This window comes from Pseudomonas sp. LBUM1678, assembly GCF_059695575.1.
Genome location: NZ_CP166775.1, coordinates 3432034 through 3447336 on the forward strand (window position 1 = coordinate 3432034; position 15303 = coordinate 3447336).

The 15303-nt window shown below is 60.7% G+C and carries 12 protein-coding genes; 6 read left to right on the forward strand and 6 right to left on the reverse strand.

The genetic code is table 11. The annotated features are described in order from the left end of the window. Window positions 1-6 precede the first annotated feature (6 nt). From selB to fdnG, 6 genes are read right to left on the reverse strand one after another with little or no spacing between them, the layout of a single operon-like run. Complete coding sequence (gene selB / locus ACA070_RS15585) at window positions 7-1914, reverse strand: selenocysteine-specific translation elongation factor (RefSeq protein WP_497451955.1); 1908 nt, start codon at window positions 1912-1914, stop codon at window positions 7-9. Beyond that, window positions 1911-3332, reverse strand: a complete 1422-nt coding sequence (gene selA, locus ACA070_RS15590; RefSeq protein WP_497447359.1) for an L-seryl-tRNA(Sec) selenium transferase — start codon at window positions 3330-3332, stop codon at window positions 1911-1913. Before selA ends, selB begins: the two co-directional genes overlap by 4 nt. 50 nt (window positions 3333-3382) lie before the next feature. Further along, the gene (fdhE, locus tag ACA070_RS15595) at window positions 3383-4309 is read right to left on the reverse strand and encodes a formate dehydrogenase accessory protein FdhE (protein WP_497447360.1); all 927 of its coding nucleotides are present in this window, start codon (window positions 4307-4309) and stop codon (window positions 3383-3385) included. A 4-nt stretch (window positions 4310-4313) separates the two neighbouring features. Beyond that, entirely contained in the window at window positions 4314-4967 is a 654-nt protein-coding gene (locus ACA070_RS15600) for a formate dehydrogenase subunit gamma (RefSeq protein ID WP_497447361.1), read from the reverse strand. Continuing rightward, window positions 4964-5899 carry a formate dehydrogenase subunit beta gene (gene fdxH, locus ACA070_RS15605; RefSeq protein ID WP_497447362.1) on the reverse strand — a complete coding sequence of 312 codons (936 nt, stop codon included), beginning with the start codon at window positions 5897-5899 and terminating at the stop codon, window positions 4964-4966. Before fdxH ends, ACA070_RS15600 begins: the two co-directional genes overlap by 4 nt. Further along, window positions 5900-8965, reverse strand: coding sequence for a formate dehydrogenase-N subunit alpha (gene fdnG / locus ACA070_RS15610; RefSeq protein WP_497447363.1), 3066 nt, complete (start codon window positions 8963-8965; stop codon window positions 5900-5902). A gap of 355 nt (window positions 8966-9320) precedes the next feature. Between fdnG and ACA070_RS15615 the strand changes: the two genes are divergently transcribed. The 6 genes from ACA070_RS15615 (at window position 9321) to ACA070_RS15640 (ending at window position 15185) form a co-directional block, all read left to right on the forward strand. After that, window positions 9321-10475: a MalY/PatB family protein gene (locus tag ACA070_RS15615; protein ID WP_497447364.1), complete on the forward strand. Its 1155-nt coding sequence runs from the start codon at window positions 9321-9323 to the stop codon at window positions 10473-10475. Window positions 10476-10694: 219 nt separating this feature from the next. Further along, window positions 10695-11552, forward strand: a complete 858-nt coding sequence (locus ACA070_RS15620) for an SDR family oxidoreductase (protein WP_497447365.1) — start codon at window positions 10695-10697, stop codon at window positions 11550-11552. Window positions 11553-11807: 255 nt separating this feature from the next. After that, window positions 11808-12419, forward strand: coding sequence for a Yip1 family protein (locus ACA070_RS15625; RefSeq protein WP_462027136.1), 612 nt, complete (start codon window positions 11808-11810; stop codon window positions 12417-12419). A 46-nt stretch (window positions 12420-12465) separates the two neighbouring features. Next, window positions 12466-13809 (forward strand): cation:proton antiporter, encoded by a 1344-nt coding sequence (locus tag ACA070_RS15630; RefSeq protein WP_497447366.1) that lies wholly within the window; start codon window positions 12466-12468, stop codon window positions 13807-13809. A 191-nt stretch (window positions 13810-14000) separates the two neighbouring features. Next, entirely contained in the window at window positions 14001-14297 is a 297-nt protein-coding gene (locus ACA070_RS15635) for a hypothetical protein (protein WP_497447367.1), read from the forward strand. 411 nt (window positions 14298-14708) lie between these two features. Next, the gene (locus ACA070_RS15640; RefSeq protein WP_497447368.1) at window positions 14709-15185 is read left to right on the forward strand and encodes a PA2171 family ribosome-binding persister protein; all 477 of its coding nucleotides are present in this window, start codon (window positions 14709-14711) and stop codon (window positions 15183-15185) included. The last annotated feature ends 118 nt before the right edge of the window (window positions 15186-15303 follow it).

Below are 15303 nucleotides of genomic sequence, written 5' to 3' on the forward strand. Positions count from 1 at the left end.
TTGAAGTCAGTGTTCTGCTCCCTGGGCCAGGGCATTGTCGAGACGGAGATGGCGCGTGTCGCCAAAGCGTCGGGTCAGGCCCAGTCGGTCGAAGTATTCGAGAATCTGGATGCTGCGCTTGCGGCCCAGGCCCACCGCATCGCGAAACGCTGCGACCTGAATCACCGGGTCCCGCGCCGCCAGTTGCACAAGCATAGCCGCCAATCGGCGGATAACTGCGTCGGTGTAGAACAGGTCGCGGACGACTTGGTGCACCAGCCCCAGCCTCGCCATTTTGCGCAATAGCAAGCGCACGGCGACTTCGTCATGACCAAGATCGCGAACCCACGGCGCATTGACCCCGGCCTGTTCGAACAACGGCTGTAGCTGTTGCCACAGCGCTTCATCGTCTTCACTCAAGCGCACCTGATGCTCAGGCAGATGCAGCCATGGCCCGCTGGCAACCATGGCGCCGCTGGCCAGTAATTCGTCGAGCAGGCTGATGAACGTCGGCCGATCCAGCGCGGTCCCGGCGAAACGACGCAGGCGATCCCGGTCGGGTCCCATCTGGTCGGGTTCGAGTTGGTGAAAGCGTTCCAGATGCTCCAACAATGGCGCTTTCATCGACTCCCAGCGGTCAGCGCAAAACAGCAACGGGCCTTGGCGCGTATCGATCAAACGGATATCGGCGGGCAAGTTCCAGGTGTCACGCGGGCGGTTGAACTGACGCTCAAGGCGCTGCGGATCGAGCCCGGTTTCGCTGTTCAGCAATAGCGCTGGCAGGACGGCTTCCAGGTCATTGCATGTAGCGAGAGCCTGGAGCTGCGCCAGTCGCTCGGGACTGCGGCGGTGTCGGGTCGGCGCGAACGGGTCGAGTACCCGACCACCGCCGAGGGTCCGTTGGGCGCTCTGGTCACGCAGAATCAAAGGGTCGCCCTTCACTGCCTGTACCGGTGCATTCAGGAGTATCTGCGCAAACATCCGCTCACCCGGCGCCAGGCTGGAACCCTCCAGCAACGCCACTCGCCCCGTGACATCCTGGGTGCCGACGTGAACATGCACCGGCTGAAAATGCTCGAAGGCCTTGGGTTCGCTGACCAACAATTGCATCTCGATATCCAGGCGCAGAGTCGGTGCATACAGCCACTCGGCCACCAGCCATTGCCCCCGGTGGATCTGCTCCAGTGACAGGCGCTCGGCGCTCAGGTTCAGCGCGACTCGGTGCCCTGCAAACCCGGTGTCCGCAGCTTGATTCTGCGCATGCAGACCACGCACCCGCACGGCTTTGCCCAGCGGACCGAGCGTCAGCGTGTCACCCACGGCAACCTGCCCCGACAGTGCGGTGCCGGTCACCACGATACCGGCGCCGGCCACGCTGAACGCCCGATCAATCGCCAGACGAAAACCACCGAGGGTGCTGCGCTGAAGGACATCGCGCTGCGCGTCCAACAATGCCTGTCGCAATGTCTCGACGCCCTCCCCGGTTACGCTCGACAACATAATCTGCGGCGCGCCGGCATACGGTCCGGGCGACAGCAAAGTTTCGATCTGCTCGCGCACGGCCTGCACGCGGGCGGGATCGACGCGATCGCATTTGCTGATCGCCACCAGTGCCCGAGGAATGCCCAGCAGTTCGACAATCGCCAAGTGCTCGCGGGTCTGCGGCATGACGCCGTCATCCGCGGCGACCACCAGCAACACCAGATCGATGCCCTGAGCCCCGGCCAGCATGTTGTGGGTGAAGCGTTCATGACCGGGCACGTCGATAAACCCGGTCAGTACCGCGCCCGGTTCCAGCGCGGCATAGAGATAACCGAGGTCGATGGTCATGCCGCGTTCGCGTTCTTCCCGCCGACGGTCGCCGGCCTGGCCGGTCAATGCCTGGAGCAACGCCGTCTTGCCGTGGTCGATGTGCCCGGCTGTGCCGACGATCACCCTGGCACCTGCAATTGCCCGAGTTGCGTCAGCCACGCGGCTTCGTCATCCAGTTGGCGCAGGTCCAGCCACAGCGCATCGTCGTCTAGTCGGCCCAGCACCGGAATGGTCAACTGACGAAACGCTGCCTCCAGCCCCAGCAATTGCCGTCCCCGCAAGCGTTTGGACACATTGGGTCGCAGGCATAACGCCGCGCTCGGCAGGCGAGCCACCGGTTGGCTGCCGCTGCCAATCATGCCCAACGCCGGCACCGCGCTGACGTTCCAGCCATCGCCCACGGCCTGCGCCAACGACGTTTGCAGGCGCTCCGCCTGGGCGAGGATGGCGGCTTGCGGTCGGGTGAGCAGGCGCAGGCTCGGCAGCCGTTCGGCCAGACGATCAGGGTCGCGGTACAAACCCAACACCGCTTCGAGGGCCGCCAAAGTCAACTTGTCGACCCGCAGCGCACGCTTGAGCGGGTTCTTTTTGATCTTCGCAATCAGGTCTTTGCGGCCCACGATCAACCCGGCCTGTGGACCGCCGAGCAACTTGTCGCCGCTGAAGGTGACGATGTCCGCCCCATCGATCAGTGCCTGACGCACCGTGGGTTCGGCGGGCAAGCCCCAACGCGTCAGGTCAAGCAAACTGCCGCTGCCGAGGTCTTCGAGCAGCGGCAATCCGTATTTATGCGCCAGTTCAGCCAGTTCGGCCGTCGGCACTCGAGCGGTGAAACCTTCAATGGCGTAATTGCTCGCATGCACCCGCATCACCAACCCACTGCGCGGGCCGATGGCCGCCTCGTAATCCCGTGCATGGGTGCGGTTGGTGGTGCCGACTTCGTGCAGCCTGACGCCGGCCCGGGCCATGATGTCGGGAATGCGGAACGCACCGCCGATTTCGATCAGCTCGCCCCGGGAAATGATCCCTTCCTTGCGCGCGCCCAGACTGTTGAGTGTCAGCAGCACGGCGGCAGCGTTGTTATTGACCACGGTCACCGCTTCGGCACCGGTCAGCTCACGGATCAGGCCTTCGATCAGGTCGTCGCGGTCGCCACGCTTGCCGCTTTGCAGGTCGAATTCCAGATTGAGCGGGTAGCGGGCGGCCATTTGCACCGCGTCGATGGCCTCCTGCGGCAACAACGCGCGACCGAGGTTGGTGTGCAGCACCGTGCCGGTCAGGTTGAACACCCGGCGCACGTGGCTGCGATGTTGCAGGGCCAGGCGCTCGCCCGCTCTGCCGGCCAACACGTCGGGGGTGATTTCGACGGCATCGAGTTGGCTCAAGAGCACCGGTTCGCGCAGGTCATCCAGCAGTTGTCGCAGACTGGCCAACAGCGCGTCACGCCCATAGCGCTCGGCCAATGGCTGACACGCCGGATGGCGCAACAAACTGTCGATGGAAGGCAGCCGCAAGGCTGGGCTGGCGGATCTGGCAGACATCAGGCACTCCCGCAAACGTTGACCGTCGCGCCTGAGTGTAGCCGCTGTGCTTATTCGCCTCCGGGTGCCAGCAGAAGATTCGGCGCCGGGCGCACGTAACCTTCCTGCTCCAGCCGCATGTCCAGCATCAGGCTGGTCAGGTCGGTCGAGAGCGCTTCGGCCTCGGCGTCGTTTTCCAGGTACAGCAGTTTCAGGTAGCTGTGGCAGCCGGGGCAGGTTTCGGCGCGCAACGGCGCCTGATTGGCGGCATGGCGGTCGTCATCGAGGCTGACGTATTCCAGGCCTTTGCTTTGTTCGCAATACACGCATTTGACCCGCACCACATGCCATTCGCAGGCGCACAACGAACACACCAGATAACGCAAACCGTTGTGTTTGCCGCGATGGCGGATGACCCCGGCCATCGCAGGTGAACCACATGCCGGGCATTGGCTGAGGCTGTCGCCGGGTTTCAGTGCAAGGTGCGGCGTGCTCAGCAGCCAATGACTGAAGGCTGCCTGCAAAGCCGCGCCGAGAAACGGCACCAGCGCCGCCGGCAGCAGTGAATACTGGCCGCTGACCAAGGCGATCGCCCAGGCTTTGCGTTGCCCGTTATTGGCGTTGCGCAAGGACGCGACGGCTTTCTCAACGGCAGAGTTTGTCGGTGGCGAATAACGCTGCAACAAGGCGTCGAGATACGGCAACCAAGTGTCCTCGCGCACCAGGCTGTCGGCGGCGAACGGTGGCAAGCCGTGTTGCTGGCACACTCTTAGGCGGTCGAGATCAAGCGGCGCAGCGTTCGGTGGATCGTCCATCAGGTTCTGCTGGACACGGCACAGGCCGACCACCAGTCGCAGGTAATCAGCCAGTGGATGCCCCTCCGCCAGTTTTTCCAGACGCAGCGCCCGCAACGCGAACAGGTTGTTCGGTGGCAGGTGCAGGAACGGCGGTGAACCCGCCGCCGCTTCGATCTCTCCAGGCTCAAGAATGGTCGCCAAGGGGTTATCCTTTTTTGCGGATCGGGTGATCAGGGTTTTCGTCCCGGGTCACTTCCCGATACCAGAGCTCATGGTGCTTCCTCGCCCAGGCGCGACTGACCCAGCCATGCACCATGGCGCTGACCGAGCCTTTGATCCAGATGCCGGCATAGATGTGGATGATGATGCTCAACACCAACACAAACCCCGCCAAGGCATGCAGCAGCATCGCCCAGCGAATCGAGGCGATGCCGAAATACTCGCTGAAATACGCTCGCCAGATCACTAACCCGCTGAACAGCAACACCAGCATGCAAAGCAGCAACGTCCAGAACAGTAGCTTCTGTCCCGGGTTGTACTTGCCAATCGGCGGCACGCCCTCCTCTTCGTTGCGCATCACCCGCCCGACGCGCCTTAGCCACAACCGGTCGTTGCTGATGAAGAAATTCGCCCTAAAGAACTGAATCACCAGGCCGAGGAACAGCACAAACATCACCACGCCCATGAACGGGTGCAGGATGCGCGTCCACGACCCGCCGCCGAACAGGTGGCTGAGCCAGAACAACGCCGGATGAAACAGGGCCAAGCCTGACAGTGCCGCCATGAAAAACAGGATCGCCACCAGCCAGTGGTTGGTGCGCTGGTTCGAGGTGTAGCGCAGGATCTGTCTACGGATCATGGTCTGTCCTCCCCACGCGGATCAAAGGTATGCACCGATGGATCGACTTCATGCACCGCCGGGTCCTTGAGCGGCGGCAACTCACCCTCTTCAACCACCTGCGGCCCGACGCGCACGTAATGGAAGAATCCGGCCAGCACCGCCAGGCCCATGGCCAATAACCCCAACGGTTTGCTCACGCCCTTCCACAATTCCACCAACGGGCTGATCGTCGGGCTGCTCGGCAATCCAGCGTAGAGGGTTGGCGTGTCCGCGTGATGCAGCACGTACATGACGTGGGTGCCGCCGACGCCTTCGGGGTCGTACAGGCCAGCGTGTTCGAAGCCACGGCTTTTCAGGTCGACGATGCGTTCGGCGGCGTGTTCTTTCATGTCTTCCTTGCTGCCAAACACGATCGCCCCGGTCGGGCAGGTTTTCACGCAGGCCGGTTCCAGCCCCACTTCCACCCGGTCCGAACACAAGGTGCATTTGTAGGCCTTGTGATCCTTTTGCGAGATCCGCGGAATATTGAACGGGCAGCCGGTGATGCAATAACCGCAACCGATGCAATGGTCCTGATCGAAGTCGACGATGCCATTGGCGTGTTTGATGATCGCCCCGGGACTCGGGCACGCCGCCAGGCAACCCGGCTCGGCGCAGTGCATGCAGCCGTCCTTGCGGATCAGCCACTCAAGGTTTCCGGCGTCGGTTTCATGCTCGGTGAAGCGCATCAAGGTCCAGGTTTCTGCGCTGAGGTCGTGAGGGTTGTCGTAGGTGCCGAGGTTGTGGCCGACCTCGTCGCGCAGCTCGTTCCATTCCGAGCAGGCGACCTGGCAGGCCTTGCAGCCGATGCACTTGGTGGTGTCGATCAGCTTGGCCACTTCCTCCTGATTGCGCACAGAGGACGGCACGGTCGTGGTGGCCGAACGGGCGATGATGTCTTGGCTGGCCATTTAGACTTTCTCCACGTTGACCAGGAATGACTTGGATTCCGGGGTCTGTGTGTTGCCATCGCCGAGGAACGGCACCAGGGTGTTGGTCAGGTAACCGTGGCGCGTGAGGCCGGTAAAGCCCCAGTGCAGCGGGATGCCGATCTGGTGCACCACCTGATTGTTGACCTGCAGCGGTCGGATCCGCTTGGTCACCACCGCCACCGCTTCGATATGCCCGCGCTTGGAGCTGACGCGGACCCGGTCGCCGGCCACGATGCCCTTCTCCTTGGCCAGCACTTCACCGATCTCGACGAATTGCTCGGGTTGGGAAATCGCGTTGAGCTTGCAATGCTTGCTCCAGAAGTGGAAATGCTCGGTCAAGCGGTAGCTCGTCGCCGCATAGGGATAGTCCTTGGCCACGCCGAGGGAATCCCACACCGAATCGAAAATTCGCGCCGCCGGGTTGCTGGTGGCTTTCTTGTTTTCCGGGTGCAGCGGGTTGATGCCGATCGGGGTCTCGAACGGCTCGTAGTGCTCGGGGAATGGGCCCTCGTTCATCTTGTCGACGGCAAAAAACCGTGCCACACCTTCGGGGTTCATGATGAACGGATTCATCCCGGCTTCCGGTGGCGTGTCGGCCTTGAAGTCCGGCACGTCGGTGCCGCCCCAGGCTTTGCCGTTCCACCACACCAGGCGCTTTTTCTCATCCCACGGTTTACCTTGCGGGTCGGCCGAAGCGCGGTTGTAAAGAATCCGCCGGTTGGCCGGCCAGGACCAGGCCCAGCCCTGATGTTGGTGCATGCCGTAGGGGTCGTTGTTGTCGCGCCGGGCCATCTGGTTGCCGGTCTCGGTCCAGCTGCCGCAGAAAATCCAGCAACCCGAGGCCGTGCTGCCGTCGTCCTTGAGCTGGCCAAAACCGGCCAGTTGCGCGTTGCTCTTGATCGTCGCGCCGGTGGCATCGGTGAAGTCGGCGGTGGCATAGCCGTTGATTTCCCGCGCCAGTTCTTCCGGCGAGGGTTCGTCGGCGATCTTGTACGGCCACGACAGTTTGAGGATCGGGTCGGGGTAAGCGCCGCCCTTGGCTTGATAGCGCTGGCGCAGACGCAGGAACAGCTCGCTCATGATCGCCACGTCGGTGCGCGCTTCGCCCGGCCCGTCCGCGCCTTTCCAGTGCCATTGCAGCCAGCGGCTGCTGTTGACCAGAGAGCCGTCCTCCTCGGCAAAACAAGTGGTGGGCAGGCGGATCACTTCAGTCTGGATACCGGCGGTTTCCACATCGTTGTACGGCCCGACATTGCGCCAGAACTCCGAGGTTTCGGTGGACAGCGGGTCCATCACCACCAGCCATTTCAACTTGGCCAGCGCCGCCATCACGCGGTTTTTGTCGGGCAGCGCCGCGATGGGGTTGAAGCCCTGGCAAAAGTAGCCGTTGACCTTGCCCTGGCCCATCAGGTCGAACACTTTGAGGATGTCGTAGTTGGGAATGTCCAGTTTCGGCAAGTAGTCGTACGCCCAGTTGTTCTCGAGCGTGGCGTTGTCGCGGTACCAGGCTTTCATCAGGCTGACATGGAATTTGCTGTAGTTCTGCCAATAGGACAGCTGCCCGGGACGCAACGGCATTTGCGTGCGCTTGGTGATGTAGGCGGTGTAATCCTGCTCGGCGTCGCCCGGCAAGGTCAGGTAGCCCGGCAGCGAGTTGGACAGCAGCCCGAGGTCGGTCAGGCCCTGAATGTTGGAGTGCCCGCGCAAGGCATTGACGCCCCCGCCCGGCATGCCGACGTTGCCCAACAACAGTTGCACCATCGCCGCGCTGCGGATGATTTGCGAGCCGATCGAGTGCTGGGTCCAGCCCAACGCATAGAGAATCGTCATGGTCTTGCCCGGTTGCGAGCACGTGGCGATTTCTTCCCAGATCTTCTGCATGGCATCGACCGGCATGCCGCAAATCTGGCTCGCCAGTTCAATGTTGTAGCGGCTGTAATGCTGCTTCATCAATTGATAGACGCAGTGCGGGTCGTGCAGGGACGGGTCGACCTTGACGAAACCGTCCTCACCGAGTTCATAACCCCAGCCGGACTTGTCGGTATACGCACGCTTGGCCACGTCGTAACCGCTGAAGATGCCGTCCTCGAACCCATACCCGGCTTTGACGATGAACGACACGTCGGTGTAGTTGCGCACGTACTCGTGCTGGATCTTGTCCTCGGTCAGCAGGTAATTGATCAGCCCGCCCATGAAGGCGATGTCGGTGCCGGTTCTAATCGGCGCGTAATAGTCGGCCACCGAGGCAGTCCGGGTAAAACGCGGATCGACCACGATCAGCCGCGCCTTGTTGTGCGCCTTGGCTTCGGTCACCCATTTGAAACCGCACGGGTGCGCTTCTGCTGCGTTGCCGCCCATCACCAGGATCAGATTCGCGTTGGCGATATCGGTCCAGTGATTGGTCATGGCACCACGGCCGTACGTCGGGGCAAGACTTGCCACCGTCGGGCCGTGTCAGACACGCGCCTGGTTATCAAACCCCAGCATGCCGAGACTGCGAATGACCTTGTGGGTGATGTAACCCGCTTCGTTGGACGCCGCCGAGGCCGCGAGGAAACCGGTGGTCAGCCAGCGGTTCACCGTTTGGCCCTGGTCATTCTTCTCGATGAAGTTGGCGTCGCGGTCGGCCTTCATCAGGTCGGCCACGCGGTCCAGCGCTTCATCCCAGGAGATGCGCGTCCACTCGGTGCTGCCCGGTTTGCGTACTTGCGGGTATTGCAGGCGCCCGGGGCTGTGAATGAAGTCCAGCAGGCCTGCGCCTTTGGGGCACAGGGTGCCGCGATTGACCGGGTGGTCGGCATCGCCTTCGATGTGGATGATGCTTTGCGCGACGTTCTTGGCGTTATCGCCCTGGCTGTACATGATCAGCCCGCAGCCGACCGAGCAGTACGGGCAGGTGTTGCGGGTTTCATGGGTGTGGGCGAGTTTGAAATGGCGTACCTGCTCGGCAAAGGCAGGCGCCGGGAGCATGCCCAGCGCGCCGAGGCTCGAGCCCGCAAGGCCGATACCGGCGACCTTGAAGAACTGACGACGGTTGAGGTCCATCGTGCACTCCTGATCAGGTGGAGACCCGGTACTTTTGCCGGGTTTTTCTGGACGATCACGGTGGCGGCAGCGTGGCTACCGACACTTCAAACTCTAGCCAATGGGAGAACTGACTGCATGAAAACCGACCATCGGGCAGTGCGCAGATTCCAGCCAGTACACAAAACCTGTGGGAGTGAGCCTGCTCGCGATAGCGGTGGGTCAGCTTGCATTGATGTTGAATGAACTGATGCAATCGCGAGCAGGCTCACTCCTACAGGTTTTGTGTTGTTCAGAGCCATTACCGTCTCGCTCCCACAGGGTCTTGGCGTTTATCATTGCGCCACGTTCAACCACGCTTTTTATGAGACTGAGCATGACCTTCGATTTTGATCAGGTGTTCGACCGCCACGACACCGGCAGTACCAAGTGGAGCCGCTACCCGGCCGACGTGTTGCCGATGTGGGTCGCCGACATGGACTTCGCCGCGCCGCCGGTCATCCTGGAAGCCCTGCGTAAACGCCTGGAACACCCGATGGTCGGTTACAGCGTGCCTCAGGAAAATTTGCGCGCCGCGATCGTGGCCGACCTCTGGAACAAATACGCCTGGCGCGTTTTGCCTGAAGAACTGATCTTCCTGCCGGGTGTGGAGTCGGGTTTCAACATGGCCCTGAAGGCGCTGGTCGAGCCGCAACAGAACGTAGTGGTTCAGGTGCCGAACTACCCGCCGTTGCGTCATGCACCGGGTCATTGGGGTTTGAACAAGGTTGAACTCGAATTCGACGCGTTGGCTGACGGCACGTATGACACGCCGCTCGCGGCCTTGAGCCAGGCATTGACCGGCGGCGGTGCGTTGCTGCTGAGCAACCCGCATAACCCGTTGGGCAAAGTTTTCCCACGGGAAGAACTGCAAGCGGTGGCCGACATCTGCCTGGAACAGAACGCCTGGATCATCTCCGACGAAATTCATGCCGAGTTGTGCTTCGACGGGCGTGTGCACATTCCCACGGCATCGCTCAGCCCGCAGATCGCCAAGCGCACCATCACTCTGATGTCAGCGAGCAAGGCTTACAACATTGCAGGCCTGAAAACCTCCTTCATGATCATTCAGGATTCGGCGTTGCGAGCGAAGGTCAACCACGCCCGCTGCGGCATGGTCGACAGCGTCAACCCATTGGGCATGGAAGCGACCCGCGTTGCCTACAGCGAAGGCGGCCCGTGGCTGGCCGGGTTGAAGGCGTACCTGCAAGGCAATCGGGATTACCTGGTGGAAGCGGTTCGCAGCCGTTTGCCGGGTGTGACGATCAACATTCCGCAAGGCACGTATCTGGCGTGGCTCGATTGCTCGGCGTTGGGACTGGACAACCCGCAGCAGTTCTTCCTCGACCAGGCTAAGGTAGGCCTGAGCCCCGGTCTGGATTTCGGCGACAACGCCCGGCAATTCGTGCGCCTGAACTTCGGCTGCCCGCGGTCGTTGCTTGAAGAAGGTTTGGCGCGTATGGAGCGCAGCTTGCGCACCCTGAAAGCCTGACAACACAACAAATCCCTGTAGGAGCGAAGCTTGCTCGCGAAAGCGGCGTACCAGTCGACACATGTATGACTGACACACCGCCTTCGCGAGCAAGCTTCGCTCCTACAGGGGATTTGGGTGGGGTCGGGTATTCGGGAACCCGCTGAAATCCAACCGAACTCAAGGCAAAACACCAGGGTCAACCCTTTGAAGCCTGTGCCCAGAGATCGGAGATTTCCCATGACTGACTATCCAAAACCACCCTTCCCCAAGCAAGGCCAGCCTGTTCCCGGCTCCCAAAAGAAAATGGACCCGTACCCGGACTGTGGCGAACAAAGCTACAAAGGTTCGGGCCGACTGGACGGCAAGATCGCGCTGATCACCGGGGGCGACAGCGGCATCGGTCGAGCGGTCGCCATCGCCTTCGCCCGTGAAGGGGCCGACGTCGCGATCGCCTACCTCAATGAACACGAAGACGCGCAGGAAACCGCACGCTGGGTCGAACAGGCCGGTCGTCAATCTATACTGCTGCCCGGCGACCTGGCGCAAAAAGTGGAATGCCAGGCCCTGGTGGACAAGACGGTCGAGCGCTTTGGCCGGATCGATATTCTGGTTAATAACGCCGCGTTCCAGATGACTCACGAGAATTTTGAAGACATCCCGGACGAAGAATGGGTGATGACTTTCGACGTGAACATCACGGCCATGTTCAGAATCTGCCAGGCCGCGATGAAGCACATGAAGGCGGGCAGTTCGATCATCAACACCAGTTCGGTCAACTCGGACATGCCCAAGCCCACCCTCCTCGCTTACGCCACGACCAAGGGGGCAATCGCCAACTTCACCGGCGGCCTTGCGCAGATGCTCGGGCCGAAAAACATTCGGGTGAACTGCGTGGCGCCGGGGCCCATCTGGACACCGCTGATTGTCTCGACCATGCCCGATGAAGAGGTGCAGAATTTCGGCGCGCAAACCCCGCTGGGCCGCCCGGGACAACCGGTGGAAGTGGCACCGATTTACGTGCTGCTGGCGTCGGACGAAGCCAGTTACATCACCGGGCAACGCTACGGCGTGACCGGCGGTAAACCGATGTTGTGACGCGATCCCTTGTAGCAGCTGCCGAGCAACGCGAGGCTGCGTTCGGCTGCGAAGCAGTCGTAAATCCGCATACACGGTTTTCCTGATACTCCGTGGTTGAATGGTTTTACGACTGCTGCGCAGCCGAACGCAGCCTCGCGTTGCTCGGCAGCTGCTACAAGGACCTCAGCGGACTCGCGAAAAAATGAACCCCTGCCAAATCCCCCCGCTCAATACCTTTAGGGCCCCCATCACGGGCCGCTCGAGGAGGTCGTCATGTCCGCACCTATCGTCAAACTCTTCACTCAGCCCAATTTCGCCTGGACGGATATTCGCCGCGAAGAGGAAGCGCACCCGCGCCATTACCTCGCGCACTTGCTGCTGCTCGCGTTGATCCCCGCCGTCTGCCTGTTTATCGGGACCACCTATGTCGGCTGGAGCCTGGCCGAGAACGAAACCGTCAAACTCAGTACCCATAGCGCGCTGCAACTCTGCGTGCTGCTGTACGTCACCATCCTCGCGGGCGTGGCGGTGATGGGGGGATTCATCCGCTGGATGTCGCGCAGCTTCGACGCGCGGCCAACCCTTAATCAATGCATCGGTTTTGCTGCCTATACCGCGACGCCGTTCTTCCTGGCCGGGTTTGCCGGGCTGTACCCGAGTCGTTGGCTGGCGATCATTGTGCTGATGGCGGCTTCGGCCTATTCGACGTTTTTGCTGTTTGTCGGCCTGCCGACGTTCATGCACGAGCGCAAGGAACAGGGCTTGCTCAATGCCACGTGCATTTGGGGCGTTGGGCTTCTGGTATTGGTGACTATGCTGGTGACGATGATTCTGCTGTGGTTCAACGTGCTGACGCCTGAATACCTGCGCGCGACAGTCGGTTGATCCCCAGAGGCCCAAAAACGCGGCCCACCCCCAGCGAGAACCGAGCATGAGTTTCATTTTATGGGTGGCCGTGTTGGGTGCCGTACTGCTGACGCTGGCACTGACCTCGTCCTACCTGCGCTGGATGCCGGTTACCACGTCAGCGGTGTGCCTGGTGCTGGGTGTCGGCATCGGGCCGGCCGGGCTCGGGCTGTTGAAGCTGGACACCGCAGACGCGTCGATCTGGATGGAGCACCTGACGGAAGTCGCGGTGCTCTTTTCTTTGTTTGTCTGTGGCCTGAAATTACGCTCGCCACTCAAGCATCAAAATTGGCGGGTCGCGTTCGGCCTGGCCGGCCCGGTCATGCTGCTGACCATTGGTGGCATCTGCCTGTTGCTGCATTACGGGCTGCAATTGTCGTGGGGCGCGTCGATGCTGATCGGCTCGATCCTTGCGCCTACCGACCCGGTGCTCGCCGCCCTGGTCCAGGTCAACGACGCGCGGGATGACGACAGCGTGCGGTTTGGCCTCTCCGGTGAAGCCGGGCTCAATGACGGGATTGCTTTTCCGTTCGTGATCCTTGGCCTGCTCCTGCTGCAACACGACGGCAACCCCGGCTGGTTTGGCGACTGGGTACTGCGCAGTCTGCTCTGGGCCGTCCCGGCCGGTTTGCTGACGGGTTACTGGATGGGGCGCGGCATCGGGCGCCTGACATTGGTTCTGCGGATCAAAAATGATGACAGTACGCTGTCCCCGAATGATTACCTCGCGCTTGCCTTGATTGCCTTGGCGTACGTCGGGGCCGAGTCAATCCATGCTTACGGGTTTCTGTCGGTATTCGCCGCCGGCCTCGGGCTGCGGCAGGAAGAAGTCAAGTCAACGGGCAATGCCGAGCTACCTGCCGAGCATTTGGTCCAGCCCGTCGTCGGGCACCAGAACGTCGAACCGCAGCACGCGGTGCATGGCGATACCGAACACCTTGAAGACACCCAGGTCGCTGCGGGCATCATGATGGGAGACATGCTCGCCTTCGGCAGTCTCGTGGAACGGGCCATGGAAGTGTTTCTGGTAACGCTGCTTGGCGTTGTACTGGTCGCTCATTGGGACTGGCGCGCCCTGCTGGTCGGCGGGGTGTTGTTTTGCGTTATTCGTCCCTTGAGTGTCGTCGTTATGCCGTGGGGTCGATTACTCGATTGGCGTCAGCGACTGTTGATTGGCTGGTTCGGCATACGCGGCATCGGCAGCCTGTATTACCTGTTCTATGCCTTGAATCACGGGCTGGGCCAGTCGGTCGCGACCCTGTGCACCGACCTGACCTTGTCCGTGGTCGCGTTAAGCATCCTGATCCACGGAATCAGCACGCAACCCACCCTCGCCCGTTATGAACGGCGCAAGAAACAAGTTATTTGATTATTTATCCAAGCATTTATGGGCGGATCAAACGAATTTTCGCCTTCAAAAATTTGAAATCCCTGCACAACCCGGTAGTCACAACCTTAATTCCGCCTGGATTTCTTGCACGGCGGGACCCGACAGGTTCGGTTCCACTGTGGTAACGACGCCGTTCAAAAGGAACCTCGGAAAAGATTAAGGTGCCGGTCATGATTCACTGTTCAACCTCCGATCAAATCAAAGCCTGCCGGGCGTTCGCCCTGGAATCCAATCGCCTTATGTTCGAAGAAGCCCAGTCGCTCAGCCGCTGCGCCTTTGAAATGCTTGAGGCTGGCGATATGGACCTGGAACTGTTTGATCGCTATCAGGCGATGCGCAGGAAGGCTGATCTGAAATTTCAGGAAGCCATTGAGCACCTGCGATTACTCAACGAAGACTTTCCGCCGATCCCGATGTCCGTGAACAACTCCCACCGGTTGCGCCAGCAGCTCGAAGACCGGGTTTAAACCCGGCTACGCAAATCTGTAGCAGCTGGCGAAGCCTGCGTTCGGCTGCGCAGCAGTCGTAAAACCTGAGGTTGCGGTATTCCTGATAGACCGCATCGTCTGATTTCACGACTGCTGCGCAGCCGAACGCAGGCTTCGCCAGCTGCTACAGAAATCGCGTTGCCGCAGAAAGCGTTCTCTGCAACCCCATTTTTTGCGAGACATAACACCACGCCGCGAACTGCATGAGTCAATCTCCGGACTCATGCAGCCTGCACGACCTCAATGCGCCATCAACCGTCTCAACTTACTGTTTTTTATGGTGTAAATAAAAGCCCAAAAGTCGGCACGACAAATGCTCCAGGTCTATGAGCGACCTACGGCCATGAGACCGTTTGCGCTCATCCCCGTGATTACTTGAGAGATTCGACCATGAACGCCATCGACCTGTTGAAAGCCGACCATGAACGCGTAAAGGGCATCCTGACTCAGTTGAGCGAGTCCACCGAGCGTGGTGTTAAAAAACGCACCGAGCTGCTGGCCAAACTTGAAATGGAAATCGCCATCCACACTCGCCTCGAAGAAGAAATCCTGTATCCAGCGTACAAAAAGGCCGGAGGCAAAGAACAGGAGATCATGTACTACGAAGCCAAGGAAGAACATCGCACCGTGGATTCACTGGTGCTGCCGGACCTGAAAGCCACCGACCCTTCCACCCCGGAATTTTCGGGTCGAGTGAAAGTTGTCAAGGAGCTGCTGGAACACCACATCGAAGAAGAGGAAACAGAAATGTTCCCTGAAGCCAAAAAGCTGCTGGGCAAAGCCACGCTGGAAGAGTTGGGGGCGCAGATGGAAACGCTTAAGGCTCAGTACAAGAAAGAAATCAGCGCACCTAATATGGCGGCTTGATTCGGAAGGCTGATAAAAAAGAAGCAATTTCGTGAAAACGCAATTTCTGTAGCAGCTGGCGAAGCCTGCGTTCGGCTGCGCAGCAGTCGTAAAACTTGAGGTTGCGGTCTTACTGAAC

Excerpts from the sequence above, each read along its gene's own strand:
- ACA070_RS15640 (WP_497447368.1), top strand. The coding sequence starts at position 14,709 with ATGAACGCCATCGACCTGTTGAAAGCCGACCATGAACGCGTAAAGGGC.
- fdxH (WP_497447362.1), bottom strand. The coding sequence starts at position 5,899 with ATGGCCAGCCAAGACATCATCGCCCGTTCGGCCACCACGACCGTGCCG.
- ACA070_RS15625 (WP_462027136.1), top strand. The coding sequence starts at position 11,808 with ATGTCCGCACCTATCGTCAAACTCTTCACTCAGCCCAATTTCGCCTGG.
- selA (WP_497447359.1), bottom strand. The coding sequence starts at position 3,332 with ATGTCTGCCAGATCCGCCAGCCCAGCCTTGCGGCTGCCTTCCATCGAC.
- ACA070_RS15615 (WP_497447364.1), top strand. The coding sequence starts at position 9,321 with ATGACCTTCGATTTTGATCAGGTGTTCGACCGCCACGACACCGGCAGT.
- ACA070_RS15630 (WP_497447366.1), top strand. The coding sequence starts at position 12,466 with ATGAGTTTCATTTTATGGGTGGCCGTGTTGGGTGCCGTACTGCTGACG.
- ACA070_RS15600 (WP_497447361.1), bottom strand. The coding sequence starts at position 4,967 with ATGATCCGTAGACAGATCCTGCGCTACACCTCGAACCAGCGCACCAAC.
- ACA070_RS15635 (WP_497447367.1), top strand. The coding sequence starts at position 14,001 with ATGATTCACTGTTCAACCTCCGATCAAATCAAAGCCTGCCGGGCGTTC.
- ACA070_RS15620 (WP_497447365.1), top strand. The coding sequence starts at position 10,695 with ATGACTGACTATCCAAAACCACCCTTCCCCAAGCAAGGCCAGCCTGTT.